The organism is Streptomyces albidochromogenes, from assembly GCF_005981925.1.
Lineage (GTDB): Bacteria > Actinomycetota > Actinomycetes > Streptomycetales > Streptomycetaceae > Streptomyces > Streptomyces albidochromogenes.
The window spans coordinates 1-1317 of record NZ_VBVX01000621.1; the positions used below are offsets into that span (position 1 = coordinate 1).

Consider the following 1317-nt stretch of genomic DNA (forward strand, 5'->3'; position numbering starts at 1 on the left):
GCGTACTGAGACCCTGGTATTGAGCCGTGAACTCTCCCGCAACGGAAGGGGAGCGGCAGCGGTTCGGCAGCCAACTTCCGCGCCACGACGATGAGGAGCTCCCGTATGCGGATCGCCACCACGATCTTTCTCACCGACGAGACGATCACGCCGGTACGGCTCGCCCGCGAGCTGGAGGAGCGCGGCTTCGCGGGCCTGTATCTGCCCGAGCACACCCACATCCCGGTGTCGCGTGAATCGCCGTACCCGGCGGGCGGTGAACTGCCGCGCGAGTACGGCCGTACGCTCGACCCCTTCGTGGCCCTCGGGCAGGCGGCGGCGGTCACCGAACGGCTCGGTCTCGGCACGGGCATCACGCTCGTGGCGCAGCACGACCCGATCGATCTGGCGAAGCAGATCGCGACCCTGGACCACCTGTCGGGCGGCCGTTTCACGCTCGGCGTGGGCTACGGCTGGAACAGGGAGGAGGCCGCCGACCACGGTGTGGAGTGGGCGACGCGTCGCGAGCGGACGCGGGACCGCATGGCGCTGATGCGGGCGCTGTGGGCGGAGGAACCGACGGCGTACGAGGGGGAGTTCGGTGCGGTACGGGCGTCGGACGCCCATCCGAAGCCGGTGCAGAAGCCGCGCGGCCCGGTGAGCGGGCCGCGCACGCTGGTGGGCGGGGCGGCGGGCCCGAAGCTGTTCGCCCACATCGCGGAGTACGCGGACGGCTGGCTTCCGATCGGGGGGCGGGGCCTGACGGAGGCGGTGCCGGTGCTGCGTACGGCCTGGCAGGAGGCGGGCCGCGACCCGGAGGCGCTGCAGGTGGTCCCGTACGCGGTGCGGCCCAGCGCGGGCAAGGTGGCGCACTACGCGGACTTGGGAATCAAGGAGCTGGTGCTGCAACTGCCGCCGGCGGGGGAGGCGGAGGTACTGCGTGTACTGGATGAGTACGCGATGTTTATCTGACCAGTTATGACCAGTACGGTCCTGACCTCTGTGCCGGGCGGCCGGGCACCGCTACCTTTGCCATTCGGCATGGTGAGCGCCCGGCCGTTCGGCCGGCACCTCGGGGGAGAGGAACGCACGTGCAGAGAAGCCCGTTCAGTATCGTCGCGATCGTTTTCGGCGTGGTAGCACTCTTTTTCTGCCCGCCTCTGTTCGGCGTCTTGGGCCTGGTCTTCGGCGGGATCGCCAAATCGAAGGACGAGCCGCTCGCGGTAACAGCCCTGATCGTCGCGGCAGTCGGCCTGGCCGTCGGCATGCTGCTGGGATTCGTGGTCTTCAGCTCGATGTCCACACCGTGAGGTAAGTGGGGTGGGGGGCACCACGGGT

At 69.5% G+C, this 1317-nt stretch carries 2 protein-coding genes; both read left to right on the plus strand.

Features of this window, described 5'->3' with window-relative positions:
- Window positions 1–105 precede the first annotated feature (105 nt).
- Window positions 106–951 carry an LLM class F420-dependent oxidoreductase gene (locus E2E34_RS34360; protein WP_138905722.1) on the plus strand — a complete coding sequence of 282 codons (846 nt, stop codon included), beginning with the start codon at window positions 106–108 and terminating at the stop codon, window positions 949–951.
- A gap of 119 nt (window positions 952–1070) precedes the next feature.
- Complete coding sequence (locus tag E2E34_RS34365; RefSeq protein ID WP_138905723.1) at window positions 1071–1289, plus strand: magnesium transporter CorA family protein; 219 nt, start codon at window positions 1071–1073, stop codon at window positions 1287–1289.
- The last annotated feature ends 28 nt before the right edge of the window (window positions 1290–1317 follow it).

Excerpts from the sequence above, each read along its gene's own strand:
- E2E34_RS34360 (WP_138905722.1), top strand. The coding sequence starts at position 106 with ATGCGGATCGCCACCACGATCTTTCTCACCGACGAGACGATCACGCCG.